This window comes from Mycobacterium sp. 1245111.1 (assembly GCF_001673405.1).
Taxonomy (GTDB): Bacteria; Actinomycetota; Actinomycetes; order Mycobacteriales; family Mycobacteriaceae; genus Mycobacterium.
Window position 1 is genome coordinate 80,188 of sequence record NZ_LZLV01000026.1, and the last position, 15,294, is coordinate 95,481.

General features: G+C 66.9%; 12 protein-coding genes and 1 pseudogene. 8 read left to right on the plus strand and 5 right to left on the minus strand.

The genetic code is table 11. The features are described from left to right. Window positions 1-73: 73 nt before the first annotated feature. From A5658_RS05535 to A5658_RS05545, 3 genes are read left to right on the plus strand one after another with little or no spacing between them, the layout of a single operon-like run. Window positions 74-1,924: a hypothetical protein gene (locus A5658_RS05535; RefSeq protein ID WP_369830489.1), complete on the plus strand. Its 1,851-nt coding sequence runs from the start codon at window positions 74-76 to the stop codon at window positions 1,922-1,924. Between the two features lie 53 nt (window positions 1,925-1,977). Then, window positions 1,978-2,295 carry a hypothetical protein gene (locus tag A5658_RS05540; protein WP_369830490.1) on the plus strand — a complete coding sequence of 106 codons (318 nt, stop codon included), beginning with the start codon at window positions 1,978-1,980 and terminating at the stop codon, window positions 2,293-2,295. After that, on the plus strand, window positions 2,292-3,635 hold the full coding sequence (locus A5658_RS05545; protein WP_067332065.1) for a hypothetical protein: 1,344 nt from the start codon (window positions 2,292-2,294) through the stop codon (window positions 3,633-3,635). The genes A5658_RS05540 and A5658_RS05545 overlap by 4 nt, the downstream gene beginning before the upstream one ends. Here A5658_RS05545 and fdhD read toward each other — a convergent pair. After that, on the minus strand, window positions 3,632-4,468 hold the full coding sequence (fdhD, locus tag A5658_RS05550; protein WP_067332067.1) for a formate dehydrogenase accessory sulfurtransferase FdhD: 837 nt from the start codon (window positions 4,466-4,468) through the stop codon (window positions 3,632-3,634). The two genes, A5658_RS05545 and fdhD, sit on opposite strands and share 4 nt — an antisense overlap. Window positions 4,469-4,529: 61 nt before the next feature. Here fdhD and A5658_RS05555 point away from each other — a divergent pair, with 61 nt between their 5' ends. Together A5658_RS05555 and A5658_RS05560 are read left to right on the plus strand one after the other, a co-directional pair. Then, window positions 4,530-6,815, plus strand: coding sequence for an FdhF/YdeP family oxidoreductase (locus A5658_RS05555; RefSeq protein ID WP_067332166.1), 2,286 nt, complete (start codon window positions 4,530-4,532; stop codon window positions 6,813-6,815). Window positions 6,816-6,871: 56 nt separating this feature from the next. Then, complete coding sequence (locus A5658_RS05560; RefSeq protein WP_067332069.1) at window positions 6,872-8,059, plus strand: NAD-dependent formate dehydrogenase; 1,188 nt, start codon at window positions 6,872-6,874, stop codon at window positions 8,057-8,059. 2 nt (window positions 8,060-8,061) lie between these two features. Here the strand turns inward: A5658_RS05560 and A5658_RS05565 are convergent, their stop codons facing one another. Genes A5658_RS05565 through A5658_RS05580 form a run of 4 tightly spaced genes read right to left on the minus strand, consistent with a single transcriptional unit; the run spans window position 8,062 to window position 11,714 of the window. Continuing rightward, complete coding sequence (locus A5658_RS05565; RefSeq protein WP_067332071.1) at window positions 8,062-8,568, minus strand: 2'-5' RNA ligase family protein; 507 nt, start codon at window positions 8,566-8,568, stop codon at window positions 8,062-8,064. After that, a complete protein-coding gene (bioD, locus tag A5658_RS05570; protein ID WP_067332073.1) occupies window positions 8,568-9,248 on the minus strand; it encodes a dethiobiotin synthase in 681 nt (226 codons plus the stop codon). Before bioD ends, A5658_RS05565 begins: the two co-directional genes overlap by 1 nt. Next, a complete protein-coding gene (locus A5658_RS05575; protein ID WP_067332075.1) occupies window positions 9,245-10,393 on the minus strand; it encodes an 8-amino-7-oxononanoate synthase in 1,149 nt (382 codons plus the stop codon). The genes bioD and A5658_RS05575 overlap by 4 nt, the downstream gene beginning before the upstream one ends. A 4-nt stretch (window positions 10,394-10,397) precedes the next feature. Continuing rightward, a complete protein-coding gene (locus A5658_RS05580) occupies window positions 10,398-11,714 on the minus strand; it encodes an adenosylmethionine--8-amino-7-oxononanoate transaminase (RefSeq protein WP_067332077.1) in 1,317 nt (438 codons plus the stop codon). An 86-nt stretch (window positions 11,715-11,800) separates the two neighbouring features. Here A5658_RS05580 and A5658_RS05585 point away from each other — a divergent pair, with 86 nt between their 5' ends. The 3 genes and pseudogenes from A5658_RS05585 to A5658_RS05595 all read left to right on the plus strand — a co-directional run bounded on the left by A5658_RS05585 (window position 11,801) and on the right by A5658_RS05595 (window position 15,283). After that, the gene (locus A5658_RS05585; RefSeq protein ID WP_067332079.1) at window positions 11,801-12,244 is read left to right on the plus strand and encodes a hypothetical protein; all 444 of its coding nucleotides are present in this window, start codon (window positions 11,801-11,803) and stop codon (window positions 12,242-12,244) included. Between the two features lie 309 nt (window positions 12,245-12,553). After that, window positions 12,554-13,051: pseudogene (gene ripD, locus A5658_RS05590) on the plus strand (NlpC/P60 family peptidoglycan-binding protein RipD); the annotation flags it as partial. A gap of 75 nt (window positions 13,052-13,126) precedes the next feature. Further along, the gene (locus tag A5658_RS05595; RefSeq protein WP_067332081.1) at window positions 13,127-15,283 is read left to right on the plus strand and encodes an acyltransferase family protein; all 2,157 of its coding nucleotides are present in this window, start codon (window positions 13,127-13,129) and stop codon (window positions 15,281-15,283) included. Window positions 15,284-15,294 lie beyond the last annotated feature (11 nt).

Below are 15,294 nucleotides of genomic sequence, written 5' to 3' on the forward strand. Positions count from 1 at the left end.
TACCTACTCTTGGGTAAGTTAAGCGCCCGGATGCAGCCGGGCGGGCCGGCGTAGTAGGAGGTAGAGGGTGGATCTGACACTTCTTGCAGCGGAGCCGCCGGCGCGCGGCGCGGGTCTGAACCAGGTCATTGGTTTGTCGGTGGCCGCGATGCTCATCGGTGCCACGATGCTGTATGTCGGATGGGCCCACCGCACGCGGCGGATCACCTGGCTGAATACCGTTGCCGAGGGGCTGGCCAGCAAGTTCAACCGACCGCCCTGGGTCTCGCTGACCATTCTGGTATTCACCACGTCGATCATCTGCGCGTTGTTCGGCTTCATCTGGGACGTCAGCTGGCATATCGGGAATGGACGCGACCCCGGTCCACTGGCGAATCCCGCGCACTACTTCATCATCATCGGGTTGTTCGGGATATTCCTGGCCGGCGCAATCGCCGTGGTGCTGCCGTTCGACAAGCCGGGACCGGCGGCGGTGCGCATCACGCGCAATTGGTACGCCCCGGTGGGCGGCCTGCTGATGGCCGGCTGCGGCATGTACGCGATGATCGGCTTCCCGCTCGACGACATCTGGCACCGCATCTTCGGTCAGGACGTGACGCTCTGGGGCCCAACGCATTTGATGATGATCGGCGGTGCCAACTTCTCCCTGTTCGCAGTACTGATGCTGGAGTACGAAGGCGCGAGGGACCTGGAACAGACACCGACCGACGGTCCCCCGGTACGTAATGACAAACCATTCGTCAAGTTCCTTCGCTATCTTTCGGCGGGCGGCCTGCTGATCGGAATGTCGGTGTACCAAATCGAATTCGACTTCGGTGTCCCGCAATTCCGGTTGGTCTTCCAACCGATGCTGATCGCCGCCGCGGCCGCAATCGGTACGATCGTCGCGCGCATGACGCTGGGTAAGGGCGCGGCGATCATCGCGGCGCTGTGCGCCATCGCGCTGCGAGGGGCGGTCGCCTTCCTCGTCGGGCCCATCCTCGGTGCTCCGATCAACTGGTTCCCGCTCTACCTGGGACCGGCTCTTGTGGTCGAACTAGTTGCGCTCACCCCGCTTTTCAAGCGTCCGATCATCTTTGGAGCCGTATCTGGACTCGGCATCGGCACAGCAGGGCTGTGGCTCGAGTCGCTGTGGATCGGCAAGGTCTACCACTACCCATGGCCGGTGGACCTGTGGCGCGAAGCGCTGCCGACTGCCGTACCGGTCGCGATTTTCGCCGGCGTCTGCGCGGCACTGCTGGGCATGGTGCTGACCAGTCAGCGGCTGCCGGGCCGCGCATTCGGCGTCACCGCGGTGGCGCTGACCGTCCTCGTCATCGGCGGCACGATCGCCAACGGTCTGCACATCCACGTCCCCACACAGGATTCCGCGACCGTCAAGCTGACTGACCTGCCCAGTCCTCCCGGGCAGCGCCTGGCATCGGCTGACGTCCAGCTCAACCCGCCCAACATGGCCGGGGACCATCCGGACTGGGTCACGATCCTGGCTTGGCAGGGCCGCATGCAGAATCACCGCGGATTGGTCATCAACCGACTGCAGAAAGTCGGGCCCGGCCACTACGTGTCCACCGAGCCGATCCCGGTCTGGGGTGACTGGAAAACATTGCTGCGCGTCCATGACGGACGGGACCTGGCCGCCGTGCCGATCTGGGCGCCGGCCGACGCGGCCATTCCGGTGCCGGAGATTCCGGTGTTGGCCAACGGCACCCGACCGTTCGCCTTCGAGGTCTCGATCCTGCAGCGCGAACGCGATCCTGGCGTGCCCGCCTGGTTGTTCACCGCCGGCGGGGTTGTCGTGCTGTTCTTCACGCTGTGCGTCATCACGGCGCTCACGTGGGGGGCCGGACGCATCAACAATTCGGAGAACGCCCCGAACGAGCCGGGAGAAGAGGCCGTCGAGCATTCACCCCCGCGGGCAGCGTGAGCGCGTTGACGGCTTTTCGCAGAGTCGTTGTGCCTGCGGCGATTTCGGTGCTGTTGATCGCGCTTGCCGGGTGCGGCGGCGCGTCGAAACCAGCCAGTGGGTCCGGTCTTTCGGTGGACATCACGATCGCGCACGGGCAGGTGACACCGGCCAACGCGACCCTGCAGGCAACGGTCCGTCAACCGATCACGCTGCACGTCACCAGCGACGCCACGGATGAGCTGCACGTGCATTCGGTTCCCGATCACAGGTTCGAGGTCGCCGCGGCCGCCAATCAGACATTCCAGTTCAGCGTCGACGTGCCAGGCAGCGTCGAGGTCGAGTTGCACCATCTTGATCGGAACGTCGCCACCATCCACGTGAATCCGTGAGCCAAGTCGTCGTAGCCCACGGCCTCGGCGGGTCGAGCGATTTGCCTGTGCCGTATGCCTTTTCGGTGATCGGCGCGGCGTGGGCGTTGACGTTCACCTTCGCCTTGGTCGCGTTGGCGTGGAAGCGGCCGCGCTTCGATCCGGACAACCCCACGCGCCCGCTGCCCGCGGCGGTGACCGCTTTCGTCGATTCCCGTGTCACTCGTGGCATTGCGGCAGCGCTGGCGCTGGCATTCACCGGATGGGTGCTGGTCGCCGGGCTCTGCGGACCGCAGACTCAGGACAACGCTCTGCTCGGAGTCTTCTACGTGTTGCTGTGGGTCGGGCTGGTGGCGCTGTCGCTGCTCGTCGGCCCCGTGTGGCGGGTCATCTCGCCGGTACGCACGGTATATGCACTGCTGCAACGCTTTACACCGGATCCACGGTACTCGTACCCGGAGTCCTGGGGGTATCGCCCGGCCGCGGTGGGCCTATTCGCGTTCGTTTGGCTGGAGTTGGCCAGCCCCAACCCTGCGGCATTGTCGTGGGTCAAAGCCTGGCTGCTCGTGTACACCGTGATGCTGCTGCTCGGAGCGTGCCTGTGCGGGCAACGCTGGTTCGCCCGAGCGGACCCCTTCGCCGTCTACAGCATGGCGGTGTCACGGCTCTCCCCCTTCCGCCGCGACGCGCAGACCAAGAAGATCGCGATCGGTAACCCGTTCGACCATCTGTTGTCGCTACCCGTGCGGCCGGGCATTGTCGCGGTGCTGGCGGTGCTGCTGGGTTCGACCGCGTTCGACAGCTTCTCGTCGTCGACGACCTGGCGCAACACCGCCGACGGGCTGGCGCGCGCCGTTCACGGTGTCCCGGTGTCGGTTTCGTTGTGCGTCCTACGCACCGTCGGCCTGCTCATCTTCGCGGGGGTGGTCGCGACGACCTTCTCGCTGGCCGCGCGTGCCACCGGTGGCGTCGACCGCAAGTCGCGGCGCGCGTTGCCCGGCGAGTTGGCGCATTCACTGATCCCGATCGTGGTCGGCTACATCTTCGCGCACTACCTGTCGTATCTCGTCGAGCGCGGACAGCAGGCGGTTTTCGCCCTCGCCGATCCGCTCGGTAGACGCTGGAATCTGTTGGGGCTCGCGCATTTACACGTTGCCTATGTGCTGTCGATGCATCCGACCGTGCTGGCCGTCATCAAGGTCACGTCGGTGGTGACCGGTCACATCGTCGCGGTGATCGCCGCACACGACAAGGCGTTGAAGCTACTGCCCGCCGGCCACCAGCTCACCGGTCAGCTCACCATGATGCTGGTGATGGTCGGCTACACCTTCACCGGCTTGTATCTGCTGTTCAGCGCTTAGGGTCGGACGCCCTCGTGAATCCGGTCCGGCCGCGAGTAGATGTTCATCGAATCGCCCCGCAGAAACGCGACCAGCGTCAGGCCGGACTCGGATGCCAAATCGACGGCCAGCGACGACGGCGCCGACACCGCGGCCAGCATCGGCACGCCCGCCATCACCGCCTTCTGCGTCAGTTCGAAGGACGCCCGCCCACTGACCAGCAGCACGGCGTCCTGCAACGGTATTCGATCGTTTTCGAGCGCCCACCCGATCACCTTGTCGACGGCGTTGTGCCGTCCGATGTCCTCGCGCGCAACCAGCAGTGTGCCGTCGACGTCGAACAGGCCGGCGGCGTGCAGCCCTCCGGTGCTGGCGAACACTTTCTGCGCCGACCGCAGTCGGGCGGGCAGGGCGCTCAAGGTGCGGGAGTCGATGCGCAGGACGTGATCGCCGACGGGGTATCGGCTGCTGAGCCGGACCGCGTCCAACGAGGCCTTGCCACACACGCCGCACGACGAGGTGGTGTAGAAATTGCGGGTCACGTCGGTGTCAGGAGCGGGCACGGCAGCGGCCAACGTGATGTCGACGACGTTGTAGGTGTTCAGCCCGTCCGGGCCGGCCCCGCTGCAGTAACGGATGGCTTCCACGTCGTCGCGGCGGGCAACGACGCCTTCGGTGAGCAGGAAGCCTTGGGCCAGTTCGAAATCCGAACCAGGCGTTCGCATGGTCACCGTGGTCGGCTTGCCGTTGACCCGGATTTCCAGCGGCTCCTCCACGGCCAAGGTCTCGGGCCGTCGGACCGCTGTCTCGGCACTCACATGCCGGACTGGTCGACGTGCCGTTACCCGCCCCATGGTTGCGAGCGTATCCAACCTCAGGCGCGGCGTTATGCTGAGCTTCTGCGGAGGGGATCCGATGGCAGAAGATCATTCGAATGACGAGCAGCTGAAAGTCACGCCGCCCAAGCAGTGGGCGACCGGGGTCCCCGGCGTTATCCACGCGATGCAGTACTCGCTGGAGGAAACCTCACCCCGGCGCGCCGCGGTGAACCTGCTGAGCATCAACCAGGCCAACGGCACCGACTGCCCAGGATGCGCCTGGCCGGAGCCGGATCCCAAACACCGGCACATCAACGAGTACTGCGAAAACGGCGCCAAACACATCAACGACGAGGCCACAACGCGCCGGATCACGCGGGAGTTCTTCCGCGAACACTCGATTCCGCGGCTGCTGGCCGAGTCCGACATGTGGCTCAACCAGCAGGGCCGGCTGACCGAGCCCATGGTCAAGCGTCCCGGGTCCGACCACTACGAACCGATCGGCTGGGACGACGCGCTCGACCTTCTCGCGACACACCTGCGCGAACTCGACTCGCCCGACGAGGCGCTGTTCTACACGTCGGGCCGGGTCAGCAACGAGGCGGCGTTCCTGCTGCAACTGTTCGCGCGGGCCTTGGGTACCAACAACCTTCCCGACTGCAGCAACATGTGTCACGAGTCCAGCGGCTCCGCGCTGCAGGAGACGCTCGGGGTCGGCAAGGGCAGTGTCAGCCTCGACGACATCCACGAAGCCGACCTGGTGTTCGCCGTCGGGATCAACCCGGGCACCAACATGCCGCGAATGCTCTCGGCGCTCGAGGAGACCAAGCGCAACGGCGGACACGTGATCGCGGTCAACCCGCTGCCGGAGGCGGGCCTGATTCGCTTCAAGAATCCGCAGAAGGTCCGTGGAATCCTCGGCCGCGGAACGACTATCGCCGATCAGTTCCTCCACATCAGGCCCGGTGGCGACCTTGCGCTCTTCCAGGCCCTCAACGCCTTGCTGTTGCAGGCCGAGTCCGCCGCGCCCGGCACCGTGCTCGACCACGATTTCATCGATGCGAACACCACCGGGTTCGCCGAGTTCGCCGAACACGTCGGCCAGATCTCCTGGCCGGAGATCGAGGCGACAACCGGGCTGCGCCGCGCCGAGATCGAGCGGGTCGTCGAGCGAGTGCTGGCCAGCAAGAAGGTCATCGTCTGCTGGGCGATGGGGATCACCCAGCAGAAGTACGGCGTCCCGACGATCCGCGAGATCGTCAACTTCCTCATGCTGCGCGGCAATCTAGGGCGCCCGGGCGCCGGTGTCTGCCCGGTGCGCGGGCACAGCAACGTGCAGGGCGACCGCACGATGGGGATCTGGGAGCGGATGCCCCAGTCGTTCCTGGACGCTTTGGAGCGCGAGTTCGGGTTCACTCCCCCGACCAAGCACGGCTTGGACGCGGTGAACGCGATCCGCGCCATGCGCGACGGCCGGGCCAAGGTCTTCATCGGTTTCGCCGGCAACTTCGTGCGTGCCACCCCGGACAGCGATCTGACCGAACAGGCGATGCGCGCCTGTCGACTCACCGCGCATGTCTCCACCAAGCTCAACCGCTCGCATGCGGTGTGCGGCGAGACGGCGTTGATCCTGCCGACCCTCGGCCGGACCGACCGCGACCTGCAAGCCACCGGCGAGCAGTTCGTGACGGTCGAGGACTCGATGAGCATCGTCCACCAATCGCGCGGCCGGCTGCGCCCGCCGTCGGAGCATCTGCTGAGCGAAGTCGCGATTATCTGCCGCCTGGCCCAGCGCACTCTCGACGACACCCCCGGCATACATTGGGAGGACTTCGAAGCCGACTACGACACAATTCGGCAGCGAATCTCGCGCGTAGTCCCCGACTTTGACGATTTCAGCGCCCGGGTACGCAAGCCCGGAGGTTTCCGACTGCCGAACCCGGTCAACGAACATCGATTCCCGACGCCCTCGGGCAAAGCGGTGTTCACCTGCAACACCTTCGACCGGATCCGTCCTCCGGACGGCCACTTGGTGCTGCAGACGATGCGCTCGCACGACCAGTGGAACACCATCCCGTACGCGCTCGACGACCGCTATCGGGGCATCCACAACGGGCGCCGCGTCGTGCTGATCAACCCGGAGGACATCGAGGCGCTGGGCTTGGCAGACCGCCAGCTCGTCGACGTGATCAGCACCTGGGACGACGGTATTGAACGACGCGCCAAAGGTTTTCGAGTGATTGCGTATCCGGCGGCCCGCGGCTCGGCAGCGTCCTACTATCCCGAAACCAACGTGCTGGTACCGTTGGACAGCGTTGCGGAGATCAGCAACACCCCGACGTCGAAAGGCGTTTTCGTCCGGTTTGAACCCGCATCGGGCTGACGGTTCCACTTGAGCTACAACGGCTTTCGACTTTGGATTAGTCAAAGGAGACTGCCATGGCCAAGATACTGCTTGTCCTCTATCCCGACCCGGTCACCGGCTATCCCCCGGTCTATGCGCGGGAGAGCATCCCGACGATTCCCGGCTACCCGGACGGTCAGACCCTGCCCACCCCATCGACGATCGACTTCAAGCCCGGCGAACTACTGGGCTGCGTGTCCGGGGCGCTCGGATTACGCAAATTCCTCGAGGACAGCGGTCATCAACTGGTCGTGACGTCTGACAAGGACGGTCCCGACTCGGAGTTCGAACGTGAACTGCCCGACGCCGATGTGGTGATATCGCAACCGTTTTGGCCTGCCTATTTGACCGCCGAACGGATCGCCAAGGCGAAGTCCCTGAAGCTCGCGCTGACCGCCGGAATTGGTTCGGACCACGTCGATCTGGACGCGGCGATATCTCACGGGATCACCGTCGCCGAAGTCACGTTCTGCAACAGCATCAGCGTCGCCGAGCACGCGGTGATGCAGATCCTGACGCTGGTGCGCAATTTCGTCCCGTCCCACCAGTGGGCGGCCGACGGAGGCTGGAACATCGCCGACTGCGTCGAACGCGCCTACGACGTCGAGGGCATGGACGTCGGCGTGATCGCCGCCGGCCGCATCGGCCAGGCCGTGCTGCGCCGGATGGCCCCCTTTGACGTCAACCTGCACTACACCGACACCCGGCGACTGCCGGAGAGCCTCGAAGCGGAGTTGGGCGTCACCTATCACCCCGACGCCGCGTCGCTTGTCAAGGCGATCGACATCGTCTCCATCCACGCTCCGCTGCACCCGCAGACCTACCACCTGTTCGACGACAAGCTGTTGGCGTCGATGCGGCGCGGCTCCTACATCGTCAACACCGCGCGCGCCGAGATCTGTGTACGCGACGCGGTGGCGGCGGCGTTGAGGAGCGGTCAGTTGGCCGGCTACGCGGGCGACGTCTGGTACCCGCAGCCGCCGCCGAAAGATCACCCATGGCGGACGATGCCCAACAACGCGATGACGCCGCACATCTCGGGGACGACGCTGTCGGCGCAAGCCCGCTACGCCGCGGGCACGCGGGAGATCCTCGAGGACTTCTTCGCGGACAAGCCGATCCGCGACGAGTACCTGATCGTGTCCGGCGGGGCGCTGGCCGGGACCGGCAAGGCCTCCTACACCGCGGGTGGTGGCGCGAGCCCGGGCAGCAGCGGAACGTAGTGTCAGCCGATCGGATGCTCGACGCGTTCGGTGCCGTCCCAACGCCGCAAACCCGTCAGGGCGCCGTGGATTTCGACGGGCTGGCCCGCAATGCGTAGCACCGGTTCGAGTTGGGCGCCCTCGATGCGGCGTGCCAGCGTGACGTGCGGTGTCCAGTGGCCGGGCAGGCTGTGCGGCAGTGGGCCGGGCCGCAGGTGCGTGCCGCAGACGCGGTGTACCTCGGCGTGCACGGCGAGCAACTCGGTGGTCGGCACGATCAGCCGGGCCAGCACGGCGTTCGATCGGCCGAACAGCAACGGCGCCCCGACGCTGCAGGCAAGAGGCAGTTGCCGCGCGATCGGCAGTAGCAACTCGTCGACGTCGGGTGCGATGCGCTCGGCGACCGCCACCGTGACGTGCGGCCGGCCGGCGGGAAGGCGGCCGGATAGGTCCGCGGCCAGGTCAGCCCAGACCTGACGAAGCCGCGCCTCGGTGTCGGCGTCGAAGAGCAGCTCGACCGAATGGACCATCAGCCGACCAGACTGGTCACCCAGTTGCGGTCGAACGCGTGCGCACTCATGGCGGTGAACTCGGCGGCGCTCAGCTTGCTGGCCCCCGCGGGCAGCTCGGCACGCATCGGGCCGAGGCGCACCAGCGCCGACCTGTTGGATGCTTCCACCACCCCGGGTGGCAGCGGCCAGTTCCCGATCACCAGCCCGGCGAACGGAACATTGTGTGCCGCAAGCGATTCCAAAGTCAAAGCGGTGTGGTTGAGGGTTCCGAGGTCCGCTGTGGTGACCACCAGTACCGCGGCTTCCAGGTCGACTGCCAGGTCGCGTAGCGTCACGCCGCCGGCGGCCAGTTCGACGAGCAGTCCGCCAGCGCCCTCGACCAGAGTCAGCTGCCCCGGATGATCGACGGCGTTGATGAGTTTCAGCATGGTGCGCTTGCTGGGTAACGCCCGGCCGGCCTGCTCGGCGGCGGCCAGCGGCGCCATCGGCTCCGGATAGCGGGCCAACCCGACGACCTTGCTGATCCCGGTGAGCCGGGTCACCTCGGCGAGGTCGTCGTCACCGGCCGCGGTCCCGGTTTGCACCGGCTTGCAGACGGCGACGGGAATGCCGGCCTGGCGCGCGGCCGCCGCCAAGGCGGCGGTGGCGATGGTCTTGCCGACCCCGGTCCCTGTCCCGGTGACGACCAGGACTGTCAACGCCGGCCCGCGGCCAGCACGTCGGTCAGCACCGTGCGGGCCAGCTCGAGGTCGTCGACATCCAGCGACGCGCGGGCGGTCAGGCGCAGCCGTGAGGTGCCGGCGGGCACGGTCGGCGGACGGAAACAGCCCACCCGTACGCCGGCGTCCAGGCAGGCCGTCGCGGCGGCCAGCGCCACCTCGGGCTCGCCGAGGATCACCGACACCACCGCCGACTGTGGCACTTGGGCCACGCCGCAGATCCGGGCCAGCGCGGCCGCATGCCGTCGGACGGCCTCCGGGCGCCACGACTCGCGTTGCAACACGTGCAGTGCGGCCAACGCGGCGCCGACGGCCGCCGGCGCCAGTCCCGTGTCGAAAATGAACGGCCGAGCGGCATCGATGAGGTGATCGCGCACTGCGACCGATCCCAGGACCGCGCCACCCTGACTGCCGAATGCCTTGGACAGCGTCGTGGTCATCACCACGTCGGGCGCACCTGCCAGGCCCACCTCGTGCAGTAGCCCACGTCCGCCGGTGCCCCGGACACCCAGGCCGTGGGCCTCGTCGACGATCAGCAGAGCCCGGTGCCGACGGCAGACCTCGTGCAGTTCACGGATCGGGGCCAGCGCTCCGTCGGTGGAGAACACCGACTCGGTGATGACGACCGCCCGCTCCTCGTCGCGCGCGGACAGTGCCGCGTCGACGGCGTCGATGTCGCGGTGCGGTGTGACCACCACCCGCGCCCGCGACAGCCGGCACGCGTCGACAAGCGAGGCGTGTGACAGCGCATCCGACACCAGCAGCGAGCCCGGACCGGACAGCCCGACCACCGCACCCTGGTTGGCGGTGTAGCCTGACGAGAACACCAAACACGCTGCGGCGCCGACGAATTCGGCGAGGCTGGACTCAAGCTCTTCATGCAGGGACGTGTTACCGGTGACCAGCCGCGAGCCGGTCGCGCCGGCGCCCCAGGTCCGCAGCGCGTCGACGCCGCCTTCGATGACGGCTGGGTGCTGCGACAACCCGAGGTAGTCGTTGGACGCCAGATCGAGCTCGATTGCCACCGCGGGCCGCGGCCGCAGGGCCCGTCGCAGCCCGGCCTGCCGGCGCTGCTCGGCATGCGCCTCCAGCCAGGCCAGCGGGGAAGTTTCGATCTGGGTCATCGCCCTAGAGCCTACGAGAACCGGTGAGCCGGGCGACTTCCACCATCGCGGAGGTGATCTGCGCGATCTCCTGCGGCGTGCAGATGAACGGCGGCATCGCGTAGACGAGGTTGCGGAACGGCCGTAGCCAGACGCCGCGGTCCAGGGCCGCCGGGGTGGCGATCGCCAGGTCGACGGACCGGTCGCATTCGATGACGCCGATCGCGCCGCAGACCCGGACATCGATCACCCCCTGCAATGCCCGCGCCGGCTCGAGTCCGCCGGCCAGGCCATCGCTGATCTGGGCGACGGTCGAGCGCCAGTCCTGGTCGAGCAGCAGCTCCACCGCCGCGACGGATACCGCGCAGGCCAGCGGGTTGGCCATGAAGGTGGGCCCGTGCATCAGCGCTCCGGCCTCGCCGTTGCTGATGGTGTGGGCGACGTCGGTGGTACACAACGTTGCGGCCAGGCTGAGGTAGCCGCCGGTCAGCGCCTTGCCGACGCACATGATGTCGGGGCTGACGCCGGCATGGTCGGCGGCGAACAGCTCGCCGGTGCGGCCGAAGCCGGTGGCGATCTCGTCGAAGATCAGCAAGACGTTGTGTCGCCGGCAGATGTCTCGTAGCTCGGTCAGGTAGCGGGGGTCGTGAAACCGCATCCCGCCCGCGCCCTGGACCACCGGCTCGACCACGACGGCGGCCAGTTCGGCGGCACGCTCGGCGAGCTGCGCCTCGAACGCCGCCACGTAGGCGGGTTGGTAGTCGCGCGGCACCTGCGGTGCGAACACCTGATGGGCCAGCACGTCAGTCCAGAGCGAGTGCATACCGCCGTCGGGATCGCAGATGCTCATCGGGGTGAAGGTGTCGCCGTGGTATCCCCCGCGCCAGGTCATCAGCCGCCGCTTGCCCGGCAGCCCGCGGCTGCGCCAGAACTGCAGCGCCATCTTGACCGCGACCTCGACCGACACCGAGCCTGAGTCGCTGAAGAAGACCGTCTCCAGGCCCGCAGGGGTGATTTCGACGAGCAGTTGCGCCAGCCGCGCGGCGGGCTCGTGGGTGAGTCCGCCAAACATGACGTGGTTCATGGTGGCCAGCTGGCGGGTCATCGCCGCGTCGAGCGCGGGGTGGCCGTGTCCGTGGACGGCCGTCCACCAGGAGCTCATCGCGTCGATGGCCTCGATCTGCCGGCCCTCGCGGACCAGCGTGAGCCAGGCACCGTGGGCGCCGATTGCGACCACCGGAGGTATCGCTTCGGCCCCGATCGTGCTGTACGGGTGCCAGAGGTGGGCCGCGTCGATAGCGCTGATCTGCTCGGGGGTGAGCCCGGGAGTCTGCGCGGCCATAAGGGATGAGAGTAGAGCCGCGACTTCGGTCGTTAAAAAGCCGGCGGTCGCTAAAACGCCGGGCATCCGGCAGCATTGAGGCCACCATGGCCTCGCCGCAGCAGTTCGACGACCCGTCGCCCGGCCACCACGATGACTCGCCGCCGAAAGTGCTGCGGTTGCGTCTGGTGCCGTGGGATGTCGCCTCGTTGCTGGCCCTGCTCGTGCTTCTCGCCGTGCTTGCCTTCGGGACAGATTGGTATTCAAGGCTTTTCGGCTTCCTCAAAGACACCTGCGTTGGTGACTGTCCGCCCGCGCCGTTCGGCGTCGACTTCTACATCTATCCGGTGGTGTGGGGCGGCATCGGTGCCGCGGTGGCCGCGGCACTGCTCGGCCCACTGGTGTCGCTGTTGAAGGGTTGGTACCTCTCGTTCTGGCCGCTGCTGGCGATCGCGCTGGTGCTGTTCGCGTCCGGAGCGGGCGCCGCGCTGACCGATTTCAGCGGCAAGTACTGGCACACGGATCCCAGCGGCTACGAACAGACCGAGTGAGAGCGAAATCACAACTGCGCGCACAGTTTTGGCTTTAAACGCCGTCTGCGATCACCGTTCGATCACGGTACGACAAATAATCCCGCCGATGGACCCAAAAAGATAGCTCTTGCAGGCATTTGTTGCCACAGTGGTCCCAGTGACTGTTGTGAATTCAGCGGTTCACCAGCGGGGCCACTTCACCCGGATTCCGGGTGGGGTGTGCGGCCCCCAACGGGGCGGGCCAACGCACGGGTCTCTGCGGTGAATCGGCGGATTGGCGGCAGAGGCGTGAAGTCACCGCGCCGAAGCCACAGAGAGGTGATCAACATGAAGCGCAGCTTCGCCGTCCCGTTCAGCCTGGCCGTGTTGTTGGCGCTGCCGATGGTCAACCCCCACGTCGCGAGCGCCGACCCGACCGGCCCAACGCTGGTGGGCTACCAGCAGAACACCAGCTACGTGATCCAGCGCGCGCTGTCGCAGCGCAACGTGCCGTTCCTGTATGGCGGCGGTAACGCCGCCGGACCCACCCGCGGTACCGGTCTGAAGGCCAACATCGTCGGCTTCGACGCGTCCGGTCTGATCCAGTACGCGTACGCCGGCGCCGGGGTGAAGATGCCCCGCACCTCGGCCGAGCAGTGCAACGTCGGCCGCAAAGTCACGCCGGCCCAGGCACGCCCCGGCGACCTGCTCTGCTACGGCCCGGGCGGCAGCCAGAGCGTCGCGATGTATCTCGGCAACAACCAGATGATCGAGGCCACCGAGCCCGCGGTCACCGTCACGACGGCCCGCACCACCAACATGGTTCCGTACCTGACACGCATCCTGGAGTCCTGACCGGACGGCCCTCGGGCCGGTTCCGAGCAGGCGCGTCGGCCGGCGGATTAGGTAGATTGTCTGTCAATCATGACGATCTCCCCGACCCGTCCGGCTGACGCCTGCGTTGCGCACCAAGCGCAAACCGCGACGGAAAACCGGGCCGGGTTTTACCGCCACGATCTCGACGGGCTGCGCGGCATCGCCATCGCTCTCGTCGCGATGTTCCATGTCTGGTTCGGCCGGGTTTCCGGCGGTGTCGACGTGTTCCTCGCGTTGTCCGGCTTCTTCTTCGGCGGCAAGCTGTTACGCGCCGCGCTCAATCCGGAGTCGTCGCTGTCGCCGGTTCCCGAGGTGATCCGGCTGGTGCGACGGCTGCTGCCGGCGCTGGTCGTGGTGCTGGCCGGGTGCGCGCTGCTGACCGTCCTCATCCAGCCGGAAACGCGTTGGGAGACGTTCGCCGACCAGAGCCTGGCCAGCCTCGGCTACTACCAGAACTGGGAGCTGGCCAGCACGGTCGCCGACTACCTGCGGGCCGGCGAATCGGTCAGCCCACTGCAACACATCTGGTCGATGTCGGTGCAGGGCCAGTTCTACATCGCATTCCTGGCGATGGTTTTCGGCTTCGCGTACCTGTTTCGGCGCCGGCTGGGCGAGCGCCTGCGGACGGCATTCGTGGTGCTGCTCAGCGCGCTGGCGGTCGCGTCGTTCGTCTACGCGATCTTCGCGCATCAGGCCAACCAGGCGGTGGCTTACTACAACAGCTTCGCCCGGGCGTGGGAGTTGATCCTCGGGGCCCTGGTCGGCGCGCTGGTCCCCTACATCCGATGGCCGATGTGGTTGCGCACGACCGCCGCGACGATCGCCCTGGCGGCGGTGCTGTCCTGCGGTGCGCTGATCGACGGCGTCAGGCAATTCCCCGGTCCGTGGACGCTGGTGCCGGTGGGCGCTGCCGTGCTGTTCATCCTGGCCGGCGCCAACCGCGCCGACGGCGACGACCTGCCGCTGCCCAACCGGTTGATGGCCACCCGACCGCTGGTGCGACTGGGTGCGATGGCCTACTCGCTGTATCTCTGGCACTGGCCGCTGCTGATCTTCTGGCTCGCCTACACCGGCCACCCGCACGCCAACGTCGTCGAGGGCACCGCGGTGCTGCTGGCCTCTGGCCTGCTGGCCTATCTGACCAACCGCTACATCGAAGAACCGCTACGACAGCGCAAACCGATGCAGCCCGCTCGCGAGACAACGGTCGTGGTGCCGTGGCGGACCCGGCTACGCCGACCGACGATCGTGCTCGGCTCGGTCGTCGGGTTGATGGGCGTGACGCTCACCGCGACGGCATTCACCTGGCGTGAGCACGTCAGCGTCGAACGCGCCAGCGGCAAGGAACTCAGCGCCCTGAGTTCCCGCGACTACCCCGGCGCGCGTGCGCTGATCAAACACATCCGAGTGCCGACCCTGCGGATGCGGCCCACGGTGCTGGAAGCGCAGACCGACTACCCGCCGTCCACCCGCGACGGTTGCATCAGCGACTTCAAAAACACCGATGTGCTCAAGTGCAGCTACGGCGACAAGAACGCCACGAGGACCATCGCGTTGGCCGGCGGCTCGCACGCCGAGCACTGGCTGACCGCGCTGGACATCCTGGGCCACCGATACCACTTCAAGATCACGACCTACCTCAAGATGGGTTGCGCGCTGTCCACCGAGCAGAAGCCTCTGGTGATGGGCAACAACGACCCCTACCCCGAGTGCGCCGAATGGGTGTCGAAGGCAATGGACGCGGTGGTCGCCGACCACCCCGATTTCGTGTTCACCACCTCGACGCGGCCGTGGAACATCAAGCCCGGCGACGTGATGCCGGGCACCTATGTCGGGATCTGGCAGACGTTCTCGGACAACAACATTCCGATCCTCGCCATGCGCGACACGCCGTGGTTGGTCAAAGACGGCCAGCCGTTCAACCCGTCGGACTGCCTGGCCAAGGGCGGCGACGCAGTGTCGTGCGGAATCAAGCGCTCCGAGGTGCTCGCCGACCGCAATCCCACCCTCGACTGGGTCGAGCAGTTCCCGATGCTCAAGCCGCTCGACATGAGCGACGCGGTCTGCCGCGCCGACATTTGTCCGGCCGTCGAGGGAAACGTGTTGATATATCACGACGCTCATCACATTTCCGCCACCTACATGCGCACGATGACCAACGAGCTGGGCCGCCAGCTCGGGCCGGCCACCGGTTGGTGGTGACCGGGCGACCA